Origin of the sequence: Treponema sp. HNW (assembly GCF_050320395.1) — a bacterium.
GTDB lineage: Bacteria > Spirochaetota > Spirochaetia > Treponematales > Treponemataceae > Treponema_C.
In genome coordinates this window covers 1339731-1361809 of the sequence record NZ_CP144459.1, presented here as the reverse complement: position 1 = coordinate 1361809, position 22079 = coordinate 1339731, and the positions used below count along the sequence as shown (strand labels likewise).

Here is a 22079-nt window from a genome sequence, read left to right as displayed (position 1 = left end):
TTAGTGCAATTCCGCCTATTGCGGAGGATTTTGTGTAAAGAACCGTGCATTATTTTTCGGAACAATATTTATCGAGTTATGCAGGAAAAAGTCTACGCCCGGCAATGAAGTATTCCCCGTAGTACCGGTATCCAAGTCAAAAGAAAACGTTCCCGACACCGTTTCTTCACCTTCTTTTAGTACCGAGCCGCTTGCATCGTATGTTTTATAGCTAAACTTCATCTTATATGCATCTGCCGCATAAAGCGGTGTTTCGGTAATAATCATTACACCGTAGTTACCGCTGCTTGTCTTGTAAAAAATAAAATGACCTATCATCTCGTTATATTTTTTAATAGTAGTAGTGTTCATGTTCCCGTCAAAAGCCGCTATGACATCTTTGTCGATACCGTCAAAATCTCTCAGACGGCCTTTTTTATCGATTATCCAGTTTTTAGAGGGAGCAGTTTGCGGCGTTACAGTGAATTTGTTTGTTACATCGCCTATGCTCACACCGTTCTCCGCCTCCACTACTTGCGTACCTGCGGTGTAGTTTTGAGGCGTTATACGGGCAGCTTGAGGGGAGGTAAACGCTCCGGCCGGTATTCCGGTAAGTGTGCCGTTTACGGTAATTGTTTTACCGTCTGCAAGATACACATCATCGGGATTTTTGCTACTCGTTGTTGTGGGGTCTAAATACGTTTTGGTTGTACTGCTGTCTTTTATTTTAAAAGAACCGTCTTCTACCCACACTGCACGTCCCTTACCGTTAACGGCGGTATTGTTTTTCATCTGAACACCTTCAAATATAAGATTGCCGCTTTGAAGATATATGCCGCCTCCGCCGTCTGCGGTACAGGAATTTATCTGCGTATCTTCTAAGGTTAAAGAGCCGCCCGCTATATTAAGGTATATGCCGCCGCCTTGTTGTGATGCAATATTGCTGTTATTTTCTTTTCCGATAATACAGTTTTTTATGGTAGATGTGATATTAGCTCCGCTCATAAAAATTGCCCCGCCGTGAGGGTCTCCGGACGAAGTTTGTCCTCCGACAAGTGTAAGGCCGTCTAAATCAAAATGAGCATTTGCTTTTACATTAAAGATGCGGTGTTTAGGTTTACCGGTGTCCGCTTTATTTGCGTTAAGCGTGTCGGTACCGTTAGGGTTTTTGCCCTTTATGGTAAGGTTTTTGTCGATGACGATTTCACCTGAGTTGCCGGAAGACGATGTCGCCTTTATTTCGCCCACTATAGTGATGGTATCTCCGTCTTGGGCATTTTGTACAGCTTCTTTCAGCTTTTTCCACGCATTGTAACCGGAGCCGTCTATTACGATACTTGTTAATTTTAGCTTTCCTTCACTTGTTATGCCCCACTCCGCACTCTTGCCGCTTCCTAAATCCTGCGGTGTTACGGTGAATTTGGTGTACTCAGAGCTTACAGTAGAGCCGTCCAATACCTGTATTTCTGTACTTCCTGTAGGATAGGCTTCCGGCGTTATGCGGGCTATAGGAACCGTACCGGTTAAATTGTCGTTGAAAGTAATTTTTACGCCATTTTTTAGATACACCTCGTTTTTACCTTTCTTATTTTCATTCATTCCGGTAGAAGGGGTAATGCGGCTTGTACCTGCTATACGCATACTGCCCGATTCAACATACACACCACCCCCGTGTTCCAACGCTGAATTATTATCCGTTATTTCCGTATTTGTTAGGGTAACTGTTCCTCCTGCAATGTATACCCCGCCGCCTCCGTCTGAACACCAATTAGAAGAAAGTGTAGAATTGCTTACTGTGAGTGTACCTGTTTTGATATATATTCCGCCTCCTTTTCCCTTGTTGCCTCCGGTACCTACTGCTCCGCAGTTCAAAATATCTACCTGAGTAAGTGATACAGAGCCACTTTCCAGTAAAATACCGGCACCTGATGACGCAAGCGAATTAGATGGATCCCATTTTCCTGCATATCCTTTTTTCAACTTAATATTTTCCAGCGTAAGAGTTCCGCCTGTTACCTTGAATATGCGGTGCAGTGTTGCGGGGGCATCGGTAGGAGTTATTCCGCTGTGATACGAGTTTGCGTTAAGCGTGTCGGTACGGTTAGGTTTTTTGCCCTTTATGGTAAGGTTTTTGTCGATGACAATTTCACCTGAATTGCCGGCGGCGTTTGTCGCCTTTATTTCGCCGTCGATGATGACGGTTCCGTATTCGGGGATTTCGGCAACCGTATCTTTTAAGTTTTTCCACGCATTGCTTCCCGCTGCTACGGTTCTCTCTATTCTTTTAAACTTAACCGTTACGTTCCGTGCGGCGGTTACATTGGAAAGGCTGTGTGTTAAGCTTGTTACCGACGGGGCAGAAACACTGTCTACCGTCCAACCGTCCAACTCATAGCCCTGCTCGGGAACGGCGGTAAAGTTTACGTTTGAGCCGTGTTCAACCCGAATGGGACTTACTTCTGTTGCAGGATTTGTGCCTGTTCGGGCACTAAGGCTTCCGTGTCCGCCGTCTACGCTGAAGGTTACGGGGTAGCGTTTCAGTCTAAAACGTACCGATACCTGTGTATGTGCGTCCGAGCGAATCTGTGCGGTAGTACTGCCCTCCGTTCCGCCTGCCAGACAGTATCCGCCCCTAATTGTCCAGTTGTCTACTTCGTAATGTGTGTCGGGATGTGCCATAAAGTTTACGGTTTGCCCGTGCGGAACGGTAAAGGCTTTAGGATCTCCTACAGTTGCCGTTTGGGTGTTTCCGCTATATACACCTTCAAGGCTTCCGTTTGCGTTTTCTACCCGGAAAGATACCGTGAAGTTTTGTACGAAGGTAACATAGAATGTTTGCGGCTCGGCATCTTCAAAGCCGGATGCGCTTGCGTTAAGGGTAATTCTGTACGCCGTGTCCGTCCCGTCGGAACTCACGTGTATTTCTTTTTCGCTTCCGCCCGTTTCACGGCTCACTTCAACCCACCCGGCGCCCCGTTTTTTTTCTACAAGGGCGGTTATACGGGCAGCCGCCGTTGCCGTTTTTGCCTTCAGCGTGTAACTGTCCGTAACCGGTGAACCTGTAAAGTTTATTCTGCGGGGAGCAGTCTCGGTTGTTCCCGTTATTTCATTTGATAAGGCTGCATCCTCGTACAGTTTAAGCGTTGCCACCATGTTCCGCGGTGTCCACTGTTGCAGTGTCCCCGAACTTAAGCCCTTTCGGTCTTTGAGGTTAAGGGAATATTTTTGTGCCGCCCCCGCCGCAACTTCCACGTCGGTCTTAAAGCGGAGTATCCACGAGCCTGAAGAAGGGGTTCCCGGAACAAAGCCTGAAGGATAATCTCCCGAAACAAGTGTCCAAACATCGCTTGCATTCAAGAGCCGGCCGCCCGAATTGCTTATGTCAAAGTCCGTTCCGCTTGCATTCAGCGTCAGGGGAATATCTCCTAAGCCGTTTACGGAAAGTGTTTTTATATCATTGTGCAAAGGCGCACCGCCTGTCATGCTGCCCATATCGGATACCGCAAAACACAGCACATAGTACGATATGCCAGTTCCCGTATCCTGCACCTTTCCCGTCGCCTGATACGAAATGCCCGGGGGAGGAGTATTTGCGCGCAGCTTAAATGTATAGGTTCCGAACTTTCGTCCGTCTTTACCGGACAAAGTGATTGCAGGACTTATGTTTTGTACGCCCCGTTCGGAATATTCCAAAAAGGCCTTTTTGTATGTTAATTCAATACGCTCGGAAGCCGTTTGCCTGAACTCGTAATCAATTCCGGCCCGCGGAAGATACGTACCGTCGGCTCCTTTTACGCCGCTTTCAAAGGCAACAATATCCGAGGAAGCACCCGCCGCCGGGATCTGCAATTCGTAGCCCTGCGGATTGTTCAGATGTAAGCTTACCGTTTTATCCGTATCGCTTGCAACACAGGAATAACCTTCAGCATCCGTTCCTGCCGACGGTACTCTGTGAGCAACAATCTGCACCATAGAGGTCCAATGAGAAAAATCTTTTTCTATATCCGCAAAAAATTCTTTACAACCGGTCAAAAATAATAAGAAGGTTAAGCTTGCCGTAAAAATCGGTCTTTTAACAGTACGCATAATCGAACCTCCGCCTACTTAAAATTCCCAGCCGACCGAAAGTGCCGGCTGATACATATACTTGGGAAAGCCCTTCCGTATTGCAACAATATGGTCGACATTCAATTCAAAATACAGCTTTTTCAGGACATACATCTGTAAAGCGGTACCGCCGTTCACCGTCATACCCCAATACCGATAAACGGGACTTTTTAAATCCGTGTTCGGGAAGGTAAAGCGGCCGTTCATAAGAAAAAGAGCTCCCGTTCCCAAATGTACATCTATATTCAACCGATGTTTTATAATCGGATAGACATAGGCGGCGTTTATCTGCGGCATAAACGAATAGCCGCTTATTTTATAATGTTCAAATTCTTTATCCGCTAAAAAAGCCGAACATGAAAGATTAAAGCCGAAATGGCCGTAAGATCTTTTTGCCGGCAGTATCGTAAAGCGGAATACACCGCCTAAGGGGGCAAAATCGCGCTCATAGTATTCCGTGAAGACATTCTTTCCCGCAAAGCCGGTAAAGGCATAGCCGGCCGAAACGTGAGTATCGACGGGTTTTTGAAACCTCAATTCAAGAACCCGAGTTCTGTCGTATAAACCGCTTTTGTCCCGTGCGCAAAAGGTGTAATCTCCGGGAGTAAGGCGGTTCATATTCAATTCAAAAACCGCACGTTTTCCGTTTTTATCGATTTCAACGGGAGTTAATACAACGGGAGCCGTTAAAGGTTTTTCAAGGCTGAATTCGGTTTGAGATAAAAAGTTTACTCCGTTGACGATAAGGCGGTTGGTAAAAACAGTGTCGAAATAAATCAAATGCGGCGACAAATTGTGAACTTCCGGCTGATACGCAAGCAATACATTAAAATTTTGATAATCGCTTGCAGCTTCGGTTTGTTCAAGCAGGTTGATAACCGAAACCCTAAAGCGGTAGGTTCCGGGCGGCAATGAAACTTGAACGGAATTGGTTTGTACGTTTTTTTTATCAAGCCGGATCCATTCATCCGCTTCGTTTTTTTGTTCCAGTTCAAACTCATAGCCTAAAATATCCGCAAACGCTTCCCACGAAAGCTCTTGATACAAGACGACTCCTTCTTCACTTTCGCGGATATAGTAGTGCTTTTCGGTTTCTTTTTGTGCATACGAGAAAATTGACAAACACAATACGCAAAGGATTATACATGCGGATTTTTTATCTGCCATACATTACTCCCGCATCATTGGTCTTGACCTTTGCAGGTTTCGGTAAGTCAATCGTAAAGCGGCAGGCCGAAACCCTGCCGTCCTGAAACAGCATTCCGTTTTCCAAGCGCCGAAGAGCGCGCACTTCAATATAAAAATCTCCGCGTGCTAAAACAGACAGTTCCGTAAACTCGAATGAGTTGTCTGCCGCCCCTATTTCGCGCTCAAACAGCTTTTGTTTTTTTGCATTGTAAAGGCACAGATTATAATGGGTGGCATCGCGCACCTTTTCCCATTTGAATACAATACTGCGGTTTGTCTTAAAAAAGGGAACTCCCAGCACTTCTTTATCGGCGGGAAACACAACGGCGGTTTTTTCAAGCGGCTCAATCGGTAAAACGGTAAATACTCCGTCTTTAACGGATGAAATATCCAAGCCGCTTTCGGTTGCCGCACTTATGCGCCAGCGGTATGTTCCGGCTTCAAGGGGCGGAAGCTGAACACTGAAGCCCGGATTCGCAACCGAAAGAACGGCGCGGCGTCTTCCGTTTTTTTCAAGTATCAGCCGCGCATTGACGGGCTTATCTACGGAACTCCATTTTAAGACTCCCGGCTGTAAAGCGGCTTGAACTCCGTTTATTTTTGCATTTTGTACCGGATATAAAAGTTCCGCCGGCCGCAAATGTTTTAACTCAAAACGCCGCGAGTCGGCATAGCTGTAACGTCTGCTCGATGTAAGCGTTGCACCCGCAAACCCCTGAACGTTTATAACATAGTTTCCGTCCGCAATCGACTGCAAAGGTATGCTTATATCGTTTTTTGTAATAAAGGCATTCTCATAGAGGGGCTCCGAATCCGAGTCGGGAATCATAATTTTCAGCTGATAATAATCGACACCCGAAACAGGTGTCCATGTAAAAGCGTTTTTTGCCTCGGGAGGAATAATAACACGCTCCCCCATGCCGAGCAGCTCCGGTTTATCAAAGGGGGCGGCTACGATGAGCTTTTTAGTTTCGGTTTGAAATTCTTCAAAATCGTTTTTAACGAATACGCGCCAGTAGTATTCACCCTGTTTTAAAGAAAGACCTTCGACCGAGCTGCCCTGTACTTTTTGATTTACAACTAAATCGGAAAAATCGCGCGAAGATGAAACCTGAAACAGGTGTTCGGCATTCAGGTTTGTTTTCCACGTAAAGCGTGTATCCAAACAGAGGGTATCGGCCAATACGTAATTTTCCGGCGGGAAAACGGAGCGCAAAATTATTTCACTGTCGCGCGTTTTAAAAACGGAACCGTTACTTGAAGTAATAACTTCATTATCTTCATCAAGGCCTTCAACCGTCCAATAATAAATACCGTTCGGCAAAGTCTGCGCGGCTTTTTGCAATTCAAAATAATTACGGTCGGTACGATACTCGGACACCGTATCGCTCATACTTTCGCTGCGGGCAATACGAAGTGCATAGGTTTTAACTTCCTGCGCATTTTTCCATGAAAAAGTAAGGCTTTTATCCTTAGCGGTGTCGGCCGTTTTTCCCGGAGCAATCAGTTCTATCGGAGGAAGAGACTTTTTCTTTTCGATATAAAAGGACGACACCGCAGAAGACTTTATCGCAATGTCTTCACTTATAAGATAGGCAGGCTTTACGCGCCAATACCACCGGCCCTCGCCCAAATCGGCAACCGTAACCGATTCGGTACTTACCTGCTTAACGGCGGCGGGGTTTAACATATCCGGATTGTCCGCTATTTCAAGCGTATAAGAAGAAGCAAGAGCACTTCCCTTCCACAAAAAGCGTAAAGCCGGAAGCCGTTTCCTATATGCATAGCGGTCTTCGTCTGCAGGCTGTAAAAGAGAAGGAGGCGGTGCCTCCAAAATGCTCAATTTTCCCGAATCCGCCGAATCATCGTCAAAGCCCGTATCCGCGGCATACAGACGCCAATACAAAGTACCTGACGGTTCTTCCACAGTCAATTCTTCCAAGCCTGTAACCGAAATACGGTTCACATTATGCGTAAAGCCGCGGCTGCGCGACGTTTCCAAAACAAGCTCGGTATCGGCGCTGAAGGTACTGTGCCATTTAAACAGAACGGGTATATTCGCACCTGCAGCATTTTGGTTCAGCATCTTTGTACCGGAGACGGGACTGAGAATAGACACAAAGGGAGCTTCGTCGTCGTCCGAAGCGGTTCCTTCAGTAATCATCCGGCTTACCGTCGTCCCGCCCGCTTTGTCCTCATCGGCATTCTTTGTAAGAGCCGCCGTTCCTTTTTGAACCGCAAGGCGAAGGCTTCCGGCGGCTTTTTTATCCGCGTGCAAAATCGAATCTTTTTCAATACTTACCGATGCACCCGCCGATTTTACCGTCATCTTGCTTCCGGCAGTTTGAACGGATACCCTTCCTTCGGCAATTTGAACGGAGGCTTCCTCAGACAAAGGCTTAAAGATTTGAATCATCGTGTTTGAATCGATTGATATAACACTTTTATCCGGAAAATGAACGACGGCCTCGGCATCCGGAGCGGTACGCAGGGTATCTCCGTTGTATACGGGTGAATATTGGACGGGCCTGTCCCAGACGGCACGGTCGAGAAAACGGCGTTGAACGCTCTTATACTTAAAGGAAACAAGGGCAACCGGAGTTTTGTCTTTGCGCTCAAAGGTTTTATTTAAATTCCGATAAAACAAAAACGAAGTATATGCAATTACGCAAAGAGAAACAACAACAACAAAGATGTCGGCAAGGAGAGAGGCTCTTTCAGGATTGTATCTTGTATTTCTTTTCATCTTCATTGATATCAACCTTTGCAAAATCGGGAATCGGAATACCGAGTACCTGTCTGATTTGATTTAAATTTTTCGGTCCCTTTTCACCGGCCCCGGGGATATTTTTTTCATGAGGCATATTGATTACCGCAAACATTTTAAGCGGTTTTTCTTTTCCCTTAACCGTAACCGAGGGCATTTCTTCGACCGTTACGTACTCTTTTACCAGGTTATACGTATACTCGGTAATAAGTATATCGGTTCCCATCGGTTTATTTAAAGCTTCGGTACGCGAAGCAAGGTTTACGGCGTCTCCTATAACCGTATATTCCATACGCTCTTGAGAGCCGATTTGTCCGGCAATCACGGGACCGGAATTGATACCGCAGCCTATGCGGATAATCGGCTTTTTATCCCCTCCTCGTCCGCGGTTAAAAATAATCAGGGCGGCTCTCATGCGCAAGGCGGCACGTATACAATTTAAGGCATCCTCTTCAGGACTTCCCGCCGAAGTCGGAGCTCCCCATACGGCCATAATCGCGTCTCCTATAAATTTATCCACAACACCGTGGGTATTATTTACACAGTCGACCATAGCCGTCATATACTCGTTCAAAAACTCGACAACCTCGGCCGGTTCAAGTTTCTCGGAAATAGCCGTAAAAGAACGTATATCGGAAAAGAAAACAGTCGTATCCTTTGTTTCGCCTCCGAGGGCAAGTTGACCCTTCATTGCAAGCTCGGCTATTTCTTTGTTTATAAAGCGGCCGAAAGAATCTTTTAGACGTTCACGTTCGGCCAAGCCCTTCCCCATCTGCACAAAGCTGCTTGTTAAAAGTCCCAGTTCATCCCGCGTTTTTGCCTGTAAGTCAAGTTCATATTCGCCCCTTTCTATTTGACCGGCAGCCCGTGCCAAAATCTTTACGGGCTTGGAAATCGATTTTGAAAAAAACCAAACAAATATAACCGAAAGAAATAAAACGATAATACTCAAATAGATATTGCGCCTTGTGGTTTCCGCAACCGGTTCCAAAAGAAGCTCGGCATCGGCAACGGTAAGGACGGCAAGATGAGCAAAAGAAAGACGGCGGTAAGAACCGAAGATTTTTTTACCCGTTTCATCGGTAACAAGCACTTGACGGTTTGTATCGCCGTTTTTGATCATTTGATCAAATAAAGAAAAGGAGCGTATATTGGCTCCGTTTTTTACCAAATTGAAGTCAGGGTGAATAAGAACATCTCCGTTATCGTTTACCAAATAGGTGGTTTGCACAGTTCCTGCTCCGAAGCTGTCCGCCAGTTTTTCGCCCGAAAAAAATACCGCCAAAGACTGATTTAATCCCTTTTCGGTGTAAGGATAAAACAATACAAGCATGGGCATATCAAAAACGGGCGAAGCGTTTACCACATGCATAATACCGTCTTCGGCTTGTCGAATGACATCGGCTGTTTGCGCCAAAAAAGTATCTATAAGCGCGGGATCCGATTCATTCGAAAGAAAAAAAGGGGCACTCAACAGTTTGCGTTCCAGTCCGTCTTCACGCCCGGAATCGGTAAGCAAAACGGCGGCAACCGAGGGATTGCGCTCAAAATAAAAGGCGGCTGCCTGTTTTGCAAAGGCGCCCGAGCTTCCGGCCGTATTTAAAATATCAAGCAGCAAAAAAGAATTTGAGCGAAGTGAAGTCAATTCTTTTTCGGCTGCCGATGCGGCCTGCATATTCACGGTTCTGTTATTTTCCTCCGCGGTTATTTGCACATCCTGTCCCTGAAACCAGGTAACCAAAAGCGTAATTGCGGTCAAAGAAAAAACGGCCAAAATTGAAATAATAATAACAAGCTTTGCGCCTATAGGAAATTTAACGCGCTGCATTGCCGGCTCTCGTGCTTCAGACATATACATTCCTCTATAAATCGGTTTGGGGTAATTTTTTTAAGACCGAGCACTCAGGTACCTCCGATTTTTTTTCGTACCGATGCAGTCAATTTCGGACCGTAGACAACGGTTTGTTCTTCGCCGGTTTTTAACAAGGCTTTTAACACTTGCATTAACTCTTCGCCGGTTAAATGCCGTATAGCGTCTATAGCGGCATCAAAGCCGGTTTGTTCAAAACCGAAAAAACGGCAGCGCGCAAGGCGCTTCATGCGGTATTCGGTATCTTCGGCATTGATGATTTCTTCGCCGCATACGTGCTCTTTTGCCGCCTGTACTTCATCGGGGGAAAACCCCTTTTTTATAAGCAGTTCCAATTCGCCGTGTACTACCGCAATAATTTCGACGGCGTTTTTTTTCGGGGCGCAGGCATAGGCGCACCAATACCCGCAGTCCGCATAGAGCGAAAAAAAACTGTATACGGTATAGCAATAGCCGCTTTTTTCACGCAATGCCTGAAAAAGCCGGGAACTCATCGTGTCTCCGATAAGGGCATTCAATACCGAAAAACAATAGTAACTCTTTAAACTGAAAGGATACGGCAGAGGGTACAGCACAAAAAACTGTTCCTGCTGAAAATCCGCATTCAAAAAGTGCACCTGTCGTTTTTTTTCGCCGATAGAAGCGGATGTTTTTTGTATCGGGGCATATTGTGCCGGTTTTACGGTACGCGTTTTCATCTTTTGCAAACGGCGGTATATATCGTCAGGATCGACATTCCCCGAAACGCAGACATTCAAGTCCCCGTTTTGAAAATAATCGGCATACCAGGAGCGCAAAAAAGAGGCATCGAGCTTTTGCACGTCTTCAACCGTCCCGGCAATCGGAAGCGAAAGCGGATTATCCGGCCACAGAATTTCGGCAACGGCATCAAGGGCCGCTTCTTCGGGGTCGTCAAGGGATGCCGTAATTTCGCTTTCAATAACGGAACGCTCACGCTCTATTTCGGCATCGGGGAATACCGAATTTTCGCTCATATCGCAGAGAATATCGAGTGCTGCAGAAACATGCAGAGCGGGAACTACGCAGTACAGGCAAACCTGTTCGCGTTCGGTAAAAGCGTTCGCATAGCCGCCCATACGGTCAAAGGCCGCGGCAATATCGAATGCACTGCGGCTTTTTGTGCCTTTAAAAAGCATGTGTTCGGCAAAGTGGCTTACTCCCCTATGCCCCGCTTTTTCATAGCGTGAACCGCAGTTAAACCAAAAACCGATTGCGGCCGTCCTTGCAGCTGCAATCGGTTCGGCAATAAGGGTAACGCCGTTTGAACACGTTTTTTGAACAATGTCCGCTGCGGCGCCGTTTATTTTATACGTTTTGGGCTTCAAGGGCATCAATATAGGACAGGTTTAATCTTCCCATCTTATCGATTTCCAGCAATTTAACCGGAATTTGCTGACCTTCGCTTACCACATCCGAAACCGAAGCAATCTTCGAGCGCGAAAATTTGGAAATATGGCACAAACCTTCTTTTCCGGGAAGAATTTCCACAAAGGCGCCGAAATCCATAATGCGTTTAACGGTTCCGGTATAAATCAAGCCTACTTCAGGATCTTCGACGATTCCCTTTACCGCAGCGCGCGCACCGTCGGTTGAAGCGGCGTTTTTACCGTAAATCGTAACCGTTCCGTCATCATCGGTATTGATCGTAACCCCGTATTGGGCGGAAATGGCTTTGACGTTTTTGCCGCCCGGCCCGATAAGAGCGCCGATTTTATCCACATCGATTTTCATCGTTTCGATTTTAGGCGCATACTTGCTGATTTCGGCGGCGGGCGCGCTGATAGTTTGATTCATAATGCCCAAAATATGCAGACGGCCGCGCTTTGCCTGATCCAAGGCCTTGGTCATAATTTCTTTGGTAACGCCGGCGATTTTAATGTCCATCTGAAAGCCGGTAATACCGTCTACGGTACCCGCAACTTTAAAGTCCATATCGCCGAGGTGATCTTCTTCGCCCAAAATATCCGACAAAATCGCATATTTTTCATATGCGTTTCCTTCGGTAATAAGTCCCATAGCTATACCTGCGACGGGCTTTTTCATCGGAACGCCGGCCGCAAGCATACAGAGGGTGCCGCCGCATACGGAAGCCATCGACGAAGAACCGTTCGATTCCATAATTTCGGAAACGACGCGCACGGTATAGGGAAACTTGTCGCGCCCGGGAACCATGGGTTCCAAAGAACGCTTGGCAAGGTTTCCATGCCCGATTTCGCGGCGCCCCGTTCCCATTCTGCCTACCTCGCCGACCGAATAGGGCGGGAAATTATAGTGCAAAATAAAGTGTTCGCGGCGGTCGCCGTCTATATCGTCGTACACCTGTTCATCGAGCATCGTTCCCAAGGTGGCAACGGCCAATGCCTGGGTTTCGCCGCGCGTAAATAAGGCCGAACCGTGGGGCCGCGGCAATACACCCGTTTCGCAGGTAATGGGACGGATATCTTCGGTACCGCGTCCGTCTACGCGTAAGCCCTTTTCCAAAATGCTTTTGCGAAGAATATTGTATTCCATATCCTCAAAGAAGGCATCAAACAGTTTTTTTTGCGCTTCGTCTTCAAGCTGCGCCTCATATTTTTCGGACAAAGCGTTTTTAACGGAGGCAATAGCGTCGCGCCTCTCGTGCTTGCCTTTTACAAAACAGGCTTTTTCCATTTGAGGCATAGCTTCGGCAAGCATCGCATCCTTATTTTCGAGGCTGATTTGAAGCGGCGAAAGCGGAAGCTTTTCTTTTCCGGCAAGTTTGCGTAAATCGTCCTGTAAGCGGCACATCGCGGCGATAAAATCCTGAGCCTTTTCCAAGGCGCCGAGCATAACCTCTTCGGATACTTCGTTTGCACCGCCTTCTACCATCGTAAAGCCGTCGGCGGTTCCTGCGACAACGATTTCCATATCGCCCTTTTCGATTTGCTCGTAGGTGGGATTCAATACGTATTCGCCGTTGATATAGCCTACACGGACGCCGGCAATCGGACCGTTAAAGGGAATGTCCGAAATATGTACCGCCGCCGAACTTGCGATAACCGACAAAATATCGGGCGGGTTGATTTGGTCCGACGAAATACAGGTCGGGATAACCTGAATTTCGCGTCCGAAAGCGATATCGAACAAAGGCCGCATCGGGCGGTCGATAAGGCGGGACACGAGGATTTCTTTATCCTTGGGCCGCCCTTCCCTTTTGATAAAACCGCCGGGAATTTTTCCCGCGGCATAGTATTTTTCGTTGTAATCAACGGTAAGCGGTACGTAATCCAAACCTTCCTGTGCGGAAGAAGACGTACATACCGTCGCAATAACGGCGGAACCGCCGTATTGGGCATAAACGGCGCCGTTTGCCTGCTTGGCAATCCGGCCCGTTTCCAAAATCAGCTCGTCATCGCCGACTTTATAGGTAACTCTGTGAACCATTTATTCCTTCTTTGTTGTGAATGCACTATTTGCGCAAGCCGAGCTCTTTAATAAGGGCGCGGTATGTTTCCAAATTCGTGCGCTGTAAATATTTTAACAGTTTTCTGCGCTGACCGACCAATTTGATAAGACTGCGGGAAGCTCCCTTGTCCTTTTTGAATGTTTTGCAGTGCTCGGTAAGCTGTTTGATTCTCTCGGTCAATAATGCAATTTGAACCTTAGAGTTTCCGGTGTCTTTTTCGTTTGCACCGAAGTTGTTGATAAGAGACAGCGTTTTTTCTTTTGTAAGTGCCATTACTTACTCCTTTCTATTGTAATCCTGAAAATCCTGTTTTAAAACCTGATTCTGTCGAACAGGCAGTTTTTATATACAGCGGGCACTTTCTGGCGAAGGGTGAAAGCATCCGTATGTACATCCGTATCAAAACATATGGGCTCTCCCGCGCAGAATGCATATACATGCACGGGATAGGTACCGGGAGGCGGAATAAGCTGTAAAGCCGCATCGGGTTTTGCGGTCATCACGGCATATAATTCGCCCGCCGTTTGTTCAAATTTCGTATCAAACTGAAAGCAGTCTATTTGGAACGGATGTCCCAACAGCTCTTGCGCATCTTTAAAACGGCCGGAACGCAAAAAACGGCGCACAAGGCTTGAACTGATACGCGTTCCCGACTCCGTTTGTAAGGGCATAAAAGAACAGACAATGCCGTGCTCCTGCGCAAAAGAAGATATCTCATCTTCTCCGGCTGCATGATTGCGCCCGCAGCGGAAACCTTCTCCCACTCCGAAAAAACGCATTGCACACAAATCTTTCAATACGCACAGAAATTCGTACCCTTCCATTTTACTGAAATCGGCGGAAAAGTCAATGACTACTGCAAAGGCGAAGCCCCATTCTTCCAAAACCTTGAGGCGAAGACGCAAAGCGGAAATATCACCCTCATAGTCGGCCCTTTGCTTAAAAGAGCGCGGAGAACGCGTAAACGTAATAAGACCGGGAACCAGATTTCTGTTGTGCGCTTCTTTTATAACCGAAGCACACAAAGCCTCATGGCCCCTGTGCGGACCGTCAAAGCCGCCCACGGTTAAAGCGCTGCCCCATCCTCCGCAAATACCCGATTCGTTTTCGCCTGAATTGGAAGAAAGCCCGGAGTCGGAAGAAAAACAGTGTATAAATTCCTTTACTCTTGAATGAAGAACATCGTCCCAGGAAAAAATTTTCATGCCTTTCTAGTATAGCAAAAAACGGAAGATATATCCAGTCCATATTAATAACACAAAGATGTCCGTATTTATCCGGTGATAGGCATATCCGTTCGAAAAGTTTAAAATTTACTAAACAGGTGTTTTTTATTTAATAGTATGATATAATAAAAATGATTAGGAGGTTTATATGGCTGATATCGCTTATTCCTATTTTGACCGACTGGATACTCTTGAATTGTCGGATTTAGAGCTGCTATCTGAAAAAATAAATACATTAATTTTTTATAAAAAAAAGGCAAATGATTCATCCATTGAAAACGGCTTATCTTTTTTTAATAGCATAAAAGGTACTGTAAAACACGAAATAAATGCAAAAAAAGAACTTTCTGAAGCATTAGATGAAAAATATGCGTATTCTAATTGACACAAACATAATTCTCGACCTTGTACAAGACAGAGAGCCTTATTCCGAACATGCTTTAAAAATAATTAATTCTTGCATTACAAGAGAAAATATAGGGTACATTTCATCTCATTCATTAATAGATTTATTTTTCATCTTACGGAAAGATAAGACGGTAGAAGAAAGAAAGGCATTAATTTTAAACTTATGTAATTTTTTTAATATAATTCCAGAAGAAAATAAGTATTTTGTTTCAGTTTGTAAGAATAATGATTGGAATGATTTAGAAGACGGACTTCAAATGAAGTGCGCAGAAGCGGAAAACCTTGATTATATAATTACTCGTGATAGGGAAAACGGATTTAAAAACTCCCCGGTAAAAACTATAAATCCGGAAGAGTTTTTGAAATTATAAGAGTATAACTTGAGTTCAAGCATAAAAAGAATACAAAGACCGCAATCGCGCGTGAGAAAAGTGCTTATAAAAACCCTTTACATCTTTAGCCTGCCTTGCTTTTAAGCAAAAAATCCCCCCGCCGGATAATCCGATGAGGGGAAGTTAATTGTTAAGTAAAATACCTATTTTTCAAGCACTGCCATTTCGTAATTTTTATTGGTAAAATATGCAGCGATTACTTTGCCTGAATAATCCACAGGAGCGGTTGGGGCCTTTGAAGTAGGAACACCGTTGCAAATGGTATACTGCTGAATACCGCTGGAAGCGGGAACCGTCATAACAGTCCAATCTCCTGTAAACTTACCATCATTATTAACACCGGTTTTAATGCTACCGTCGGAAGCAACTCCTTCTTTTAACCACGCAATACGGGCTGCATTTGCAGAACCGTAAAAGCCGTTATGATAATAGGTTATGTAGGGTACCTGTTTGCCGCTTTCTTTACGTACCCCGATTTTAAGATACGTACCGGGATTCATAAACGTATCAACAACAGCAACTTTAAAATCTGCTGTAGCAGGTTTGGAACCTCCCGTTACTTTATCTTTAGGAAGATAGGCATATTTTACGCCTCCTAAGCTGCTGGAATAATAGCCTATATGTAAGTTTTCCTCATCATCAAGAGCAACATCAACATAAAGAGGAGCTCCTCCGTCAATTTCAACCGCATTAGCCTGCCATTCGACAGTTTTACGATTTCCGCCTGCTGTGGGGGCAGTATAACTGTTCCCCAAATCACGGAAACTGTACATGAGTTTTGAATTTTCTGCATCATACCAAACAACAATCGCTCTATTGCTTGCAGTTAACGCAACACCCGCATATTGTCCGGCCTTAGCCACTGAAGAAGAATTTGCTACAATTTCATAACCTACTGCGGAACCTGACGAAGGTCCGTCCGGATCACTTCCTCCACCGCTTGAGTCAACATTAACAGCAATACCGCCGGTTACTTTCCGAGGCGGAGTGGTATTGGATTCAGTACCTGTTACCGTTCCATACCGGAACTTCAAAGGAGCGTCATCTTTAACATTCTTATCAAAATAAACCAAAGCAATTTTAGCAGGATCTGAGGACGTACCGCCGCCTTTAACTGCCATTTTCGGAATTTGGGCACGGTTTACATCATAGACATTTGTTTGCTGGTTATCACAATTCTCAAGCCTTGTCTTATTCTTTCCAACATCATAATTTGAATTTTCCGACGGTTCTTGAAAACAGAAAGTAAAACTGGTGCTGTTACTTGCTCTATCAGTATTTGTCGAAGCTAAATACGGTTTTCCGTTTGTATCATACGCTATTACCGTGTTATGGAATTTACTATAAGACACTTCCCAGTTATCTAACTGTGAACCATTAATTTTTGTTGAAAGTCGCATCGCACTGCTGCTGCTGCCAATAGACTTCAAATTCCCGAACACCAAATAGTAGTTACTTTTACTGTCCATCACAAACTGCGGGCTTTCCATTGCACTATTATTGATAATCGGTGTCATCTTCCACACAAAGAGCTTGCGCCTTGCATTGAGGATATCGTTATTAATTCCGTTGCCTTCAAGGTTGTACGGCTTTGCAACATCTACAAGATTGTTTATGGAATCGACACTGCCGACGCTTACCTTTAAATCGCCGGTTGTATACGTATTGCTTACCGCAACAGCAACAGTATTTTTATCATCAGGGAATGTACCTAAGGACGTAGGATTCGTTCCAAGATATACCTTACCTTTTTTAAGATTGAAGCCTTTTATAGTTATTGTTTCCCCTGCACGTACCGGATACTCACCGGTGGAAGCGCGTGAGAAGGCTCCTTTAAAACTGCCGTCCGCACCTTTAAGAGCGGTTTCAATTCGTGTAATATAGGGCACAACGTTTACCTTAACGGCAGGCTCATTCGTTGTATACTTATACAATACGGCAGTTTTAAATTCCGTCGGAACATAATCTTTAAGTTTAAGTTGATTGCCCGTTACCGACTCGACACGTGTCACATACAAAGCTTCGCCGTTTTTAAAGGAGATAAACTGTCCGGGTTTTGCATGTGCAAAATCGGTATGTTCAGCCTTATCTCTACTCGGGCGGTTTACTCCGCTCACTTCCGCCGACGCGTCGGAGGCCACGGCAAGCGAATCATTGGTTCCGTCGTTCGCGCTCACCTTTATATCTTTTTCAAGCCCGAGGCCGGTTTTTTCGCTGTCCCATTCCAGCTTCCATTTTACATAGTAGCCCAAATAATCATAGTCGGATTCTTCAACTTCAAATCGAATATTTGAGGTTGTATCCGAATACACGTTCCACACATTATCCGTATTTGTAATGCTCACGTTTGAGGCATTGGGCAGCGTTGCTTTAAGCGTCTTTAATTGAATATTGTCGTAGGCAAAGCCGCGGACTGTCACCTTTCCGGAAACGGAAGAATAATTGTTATTAAAAGCGGCAATCGATCCGATTTCCACATGTCCGTTTTCTCTTTTGTTTTGATACAAAGAGTTTTCGTTTTCACCGTTCCACCGGAAGGGCAAAATAACAACCGTCGGCCGTATTGTATCAATGGCTTCAAAAAGAGTACTTATTTTTACCTTCGCATTTGCGCTGTCCGTTCCGGCAGTAAGACCGTGGGCGGAATCCCACAGTTCAAGCATAAGCTCTTTTACGTTTCCGTCCGAATTGCCGATTGTGTTTAAATTTGCCGCGCTTAAGGTTATTTCACGGCTTGCCGGCATGTCAACAAGACCGTGTCCTTCCAAAGGATTGCTATTATACAAAAGTTTATACTTTATCTGTCCCTGTCCGCCCGTAAAATCAACCTTTATTTTCGAATTATTTTTATCTTTAAAAGCAAAACCCGTACTTTTATAATCCGCCGAAAAGTCAAGCTTTTTATCGATTGTAACATTCGACATCGCATGGTTGGCGTTTGTATTGACAAAATCCACATCGCTTCCGCCGATTTTTGTTTTAAGCGTAATCGTTTGTACTTCAAACGGTTTATTTTTTACGATTACATCGATTGCAGGTTTTGTACCGCCGTAAGCGGAGCCGACTTTGTAGGTATTACCGCTTCTGTCGGTTATCTTGTAGTGCAGTTTTCCTTTTCCGTCGGATAATGAACTTAAATCGATTTTCCCCTGCCAGGCAACTTGACCTCCGAGCTGTTTGGCTATTTTATTGACCGGATCGGTTTCTGTCATTGTAACTTCGTCGGAAAAAACACCATTTACCTCTACCTTTGCTTTTACTTCTTTTACACCGGAACCATCGTCATTTGCAAGCCCTTTTACAATCCAGTTTCCGCTTTTATTGTATATAAGAGTCTTTTTTTTGTACAAAATATAGTTGTGGTTACCGGGCGAAGCGAGGACGGGACTAAAGTTTACCTGATCGCCGCTTACACCGGTTATGGCTGCCGGCGTATTTCCTATCAAAAGCCGCAAATCATTAAACAAGGTGTTGTCAGTACCGACATAAGCACGTACGGTATCTGCAAGTATGTTATCGGTAATGGAAGAAGCAGCGAAATTTCCGTTATCGATATGCATATGTTCTCCGAAATCCCCTGCGGGGTCGGTCGTATCGAAACGGAAGTAAAAGTTTTGCTGCGAAATAAGAGCCGGACTTACCGTATTTTCGGTAATGGAAACGGTTATGCTGAACTCCCCTGCACTTTGAGCGGCGGCACTGAGTTCATCCAACTTAAGAGGAATTTGCAAATTGAAGTTTCCGCCCGAAGAAGGCACAATCCAGCCTTCAGCCTGCGCTTGAGTAAGATTGTAGTTTACACCGCCTTTTAACCCTGTTGAACTTATGGTAACGGCTTTTATACCCGCATCGTCGTGTAAAGAACCGATAAGTTTTTTACCCTGTCCTATCCACATATTGGGCGTATAGTCGCGCGCATCCGAACTGCCTGCAGGGTTTGAGCTTAAAACATCGTCAATTTTTATGGCATGCGGGCTTCCGATTGTAGGAGCTGATTTATCGACCGTTATCTTTCTTGCAGGCGATGTCCATTCGCCCATTGTTCCGTTTTTATTTTTAGCACGAAGTCTAAAATATACATCCTGCTGGGTTTGTCCTGCAGCCGGATTGTCAAAAGATTTGTCGCCGTTTATTATAACTCTCCATTCGGCGCCATTATGCACTCCCCCCGCCCCGGCGGTTGTAATAACACGGCCGTTGCCGTTATTGTACCAGTCTGTTGAAGGAATACCGCCCGTACCGCCGAAAGTACCGTCAGTAGCGTTGTTAAAGCTTCCGTTCCTTGAAAACTGTATATACACTTCGCCTACGGCTCCCGGTCCGCCTATAGCGGCGCTTGCCGTACCGAATATTTGAATGGTACCGCCCAAAACGGCATCGGCTTGCGGCGAAAGCACTCTTACTACAGGCTTTGTACCGTCGGGATTAAAGAGAATGTGTTTTGTATGTACCGTTTTGTTTCCTATCTCATCTTCGGTAAAAATATACATAGGTATTTTTTTATACGGACTGCCCGGTACATCATTTTCCAACTCGGAAGCAGGCACCGCATCCAAATTAACTGCGGCGCTCCACGAGCCCTTTGTCGAAGTAGTCATTGCCTGCCAACCTGTAGCAGTTACGTCGGGCGCAGGCGTTTTTTTACCCAAAATATATTTCGTCGACGAAGCTTTTACGCCGGCTTTTTCGTCGGTAATGCTTCCCGAAATCGTTATACTTCCGGCTTGCGGGTCGGTAGGATCGGGATAGGTTATTTCTACGGCAGGTGCCGTTTTATCCACAATAAAGTCGGTGTTGTCCGTATCGCTTTCACCGGTAGGATTTTTAGCTAAAAAGTGAATTTTGTATTCACCGTTTTGGGGCGGAGCATCATTCAAAGAACTTATATCGATGGCCGCCTTATATTTGGGGTCATTCGGATCTGAGAGATTTACTTTTTCCAATATCTTTAAAGGATCGGGGGTTGCGGGAACCGCAGCACCTACATTATAATACACCTTACCGCCGGCATCCAAACCGGTAACATCGACAAATACCTCGAAGTTTTTATTTTTAAAACCTTCAGGACGGATAGCGCGTATGCGCGGCCCGCTTCCCGTAGAGAGGAAGTTGATAATATACAAGCCGTCCGTTACCGTATTTGAGGTATCATAGGCTGCAAATTCTTCTCCGCTTGAATCCTTTCCCTTAACTTTAAGAAGATATTTTCCTTCGATAAAAGAGGGCGGAAGAATACATTTTACGCGCAAAGTACCGCCTTCGACGACAGTAATCAACTTATCGACATTTAAATTGTTTTGTGTTAAATCGGCAAATTTTAAAAGAGAAGTTTCAATAAGATTTGTTTCCGTTTGAAAACTGTCGGTTTCATCGGTTCCGGCAGCTTTATTCCAGCGGAACAAAGAAATCTCTATATCGCTTGCCTTATACGCGGCAAGGGAACTGCCGTTTACTATCGGTTTGTTATCTTTGTTTCGTACAAGCTCTACGGCAAAAGACGTTTCCACCCCGTTTTTAAAAAGTACGGAAGAAGCGTGACTTAGATTGAGCGTAGCTTTGGGCAAAACTTTTACGCCCAACACTTTAAATCCGGGCGACTTACTCGGATCCAATTTAAAGGTACTGCGCTTTTCGCCGTCCCCTGTCATGTTAATCATCTTGTCCTTAAGCGCAGTTAAAGCCGCCGTATCGGCCCGCAGTTCTTTTATTTTTTTATCGTGATCGTTTTTATCGGAACCTTTTTTACCGGCAAAATAATCGCTGATTACTTCGGCGGTATAGCCTTTGGAAAGCACGTCGGTATAAATATCGTCGCGCAAATAATACCATGCGGCTTTATTCCCTTCGACAGAAGAAGATACCGTGTCGTAAGAACGCGCATTGTCGAACAAAAACATCTGAGCTTTAATAGCCTTGCCCGGCTCGTCGGCTTGTAAATCGTACAAAGGATTGCTCGGTGCTGTACTGTGCACCGCCACTTGAGCATTTATATTTTTACCGACAAACATATTTGTCATATCAATCGGTGTGCCCAAACCGGGGCCCGGCACAACGACATTCAGTTTTTCTACCGTGTTTTGCTCGCCGACTTGTCCGACAACGGTAAAAATCGCTCCGTAACCGTCGCCGGTAGTCGGACTGTCATCTTTATCCGCAACGGTGGAAGGACGGCTTACTATAAAAACGGGAGGCGTATTGTCTATTTTATAGCTGCGGTTTATGCTTACTTTTTTATCGTTGCGGTCGGTAATTGTAACGATAGCCGTATATTCACCGTCGGGAACGGGATATATTTTTACCAGCTCATGAGGAGCTTCTTCGTTTCCCGTGGGACTGTTATTAATAGCGACACTCCACGATACGCTCAAAGCGCCCGGCTCGGAAAGTTGGGCGTCAAAGGGGCCCTTTCTTTCGCGCGTTTCAATATCTTCAAACACAACCGAAACGGCTTTTACGCCCTCATCGTCGCGGGCCGTACCTTTTAGGACAAAGTTTCCGCGTATAGGCGTTTCTCCGGCATCGGGGTAGGTAATTTCGCCTTTAGGCGGTAAAATATCTATACCGGCACCCAAGGCAACATACTGCTCACAGGCAGAATATACAATCAATACAATAAGAGCCGAAATCGACACAATAAATCTGTTCAATCCCGTATTTTTCGTTTTCATAAAGTCTCCATTCATGCTGCGCATGT

Annotated in this window: 11 protein-coding genes; 2 read left to right on the top strand and 9 right to left on the bottom strand. The window is 45.4% G+C overall.

Annotated elements, in window-relative coordinates; genetic code table 11:
- Positions 1–15: 15 nt before the first annotated feature.
- The 8 genes from V1L52_RS06255 to V1L52_RS06220 are packed head-to-tail and all read right to left on the bottom strand — an operon-like array spanning position 16 to position 14564.
- A complete protein-coding gene (locus tag V1L52_RS06255; RefSeq protein WP_428771706.1) occupies positions 16–4065 on the bottom strand; it encodes an InlB B-repeat-containing protein in 4050 nt (1349 codons plus the stop codon).
- Positions 4066–4083: 18 nt separating this feature from the next.
- Positions 4084–5253: a fibronectin type III domain-containing protein gene (locus tag V1L52_RS06250; protein WP_428771704.1), complete on the bottom strand. Its 1170-nt coding sequence runs from the start codon at positions 5251–5253 to the stop codon at positions 4084–4086.
- Positions 5243–8020 (bottom strand): FecR domain-containing protein, encoded by a 2778-nt coding sequence (locus tag V1L52_RS06245; protein ID WP_428771702.1) that lies wholly within the window; start codon positions 8018–8020, stop codon positions 5243–5245. The genes V1L52_RS06250 and V1L52_RS06245 overlap by 11 nt, the downstream gene beginning before the upstream one ends.
- Positions 7992–9893, bottom strand: coding sequence for an adenylate/guanylate cyclase domain-containing protein (locus V1L52_RS06240; RefSeq protein ID WP_428771700.1), 1902 nt, complete (start codon positions 9891–9893; stop codon positions 7992–7994). The genes V1L52_RS06245 and V1L52_RS06240 overlap by 29 nt, the downstream gene beginning before the upstream one ends.
- Positions 9894–9943: 50 nt before the next feature.
- Positions 9944–11263, bottom strand: a complete 1320-nt coding sequence (locus V1L52_RS06235) for a M16 family metallopeptidase (RefSeq protein WP_428771698.1) — start codon at positions 11261–11263, stop codon at positions 9944–9946.
- Positions 11238–13337, bottom strand: coding sequence for a polyribonucleotide nucleotidyltransferase (gene pnp / locus V1L52_RS06230; RefSeq protein ID WP_428771696.1), 2100 nt, complete (start codon positions 13335–13337; stop codon positions 11238–11240). Before pnp ends, V1L52_RS06235 begins: the two co-directional genes overlap by 26 nt.
- A 25-nt stretch (positions 13338–13362) precedes the next feature.
- Positions 13363–13632 carry a 30S ribosomal protein S15 gene (rpsO, locus tag V1L52_RS06225; protein ID WP_428771694.1) on the bottom strand — a complete coding sequence of 90 codons (270 nt, stop codon included), beginning with the start codon at positions 13630–13632 and terminating at the stop codon, positions 13363–13365.
- 38 nt (positions 13633–13670) lie between these two features.
- Positions 13671–14564 carry an FAD synthetase family protein gene (locus V1L52_RS06220; RefSeq protein ID WP_428771692.1) on the bottom strand — a complete coding sequence of 298 codons (894 nt, stop codon included), beginning with the start codon at positions 14562–14564 and terminating at the stop codon, positions 13671–13673.
- A 169-nt stretch (positions 14565–14733) separates the two neighbouring features.
- On the opposite strand from V1L52_RS06220, the gene V1L52_RS06215 reads away from it, so the two are divergent.
- On the top strand, positions 14734–14970 hold the full coding sequence (locus V1L52_RS06215) for a hypothetical protein (RefSeq protein WP_428771690.1): 237 nt from the start codon (positions 14734–14736) through the stop codon (positions 14968–14970).
- The gene (locus tag V1L52_RS06210) at positions 14945–15364 is read left to right on the top strand and encodes a type II toxin-antitoxin system VapC family toxin (protein ID WP_428771688.1); all 420 of its coding nucleotides are present in this window, start codon (positions 14945–14947) and stop codon (positions 15362–15364) included. Before V1L52_RS06215 ends, V1L52_RS06210 begins: the two co-directional genes overlap by 26 nt.
- A gap of 164 nt (positions 15365–15528) precedes the next feature.
- On the opposite strand, the gene V1L52_RS06205 is transcribed toward V1L52_RS06210, so the two are convergent.
- A complete protein-coding gene (locus V1L52_RS06205; RefSeq protein ID WP_428771686.1) occupies positions 15529–22053 on the bottom strand; it encodes a hypothetical protein in 6525 nt (2174 codons plus the stop codon).
- Between the last annotated feature and the right edge of the window lie 26 nt (positions 22054–22079).